Here is a 319-nt window from a genome sequence, read left to right on the forward strand (position 1 = left end):
CAGCAACCATCACCGACTGCAGCTGACACCTTCGGGGACATAGCTCAGTTGGGAGAGCGCGTGCTTTGCAAGCATGAGGTCGTCGGTTCGATCCCGTCTGTCTCCACCATTCTCCACACGCTGCCTTGTAGGCGCGGGGAGGGGTGTCGAGCAGCCAGTCCGGAATTCCAGTTTGCCGCCGCCAGGTCGTATGATCGGCGGATGTGCGAAAGAATCTGACATCGTGAAGAGGGAATGTGTGCCGGTGAGGCAGCGAGAGCTGATCCACACCGGTCATGTTCGGCAAGCATACGGTGATGCGCTCCGAGAGGACGCGCAT

At 59.9% G+C, this 319-nt stretch carries 1 tRNA gene; it reads left to right on the forward strand.

Features of this window, described 5'->3' with window-relative positions:
* The first annotated feature begins 33 nt into the window (after positions 1–33).
* Positions 34–109, forward strand: a tRNA-Ala gene (locus MFF56_RS31990).
* Positions 110–319 lie beyond the last annotated feature (210 nt).

It is taken from the genome of Methylobacterium hispanicum, assembly GCF_022179285.1.
In the GTDB taxonomy this organism is placed as follows: Bacteria; Pseudomonadota; Alphaproteobacteria; order Rhizobiales; family Beijerinckiaceae; genus Methylobacterium; species Methylobacterium hispanicum.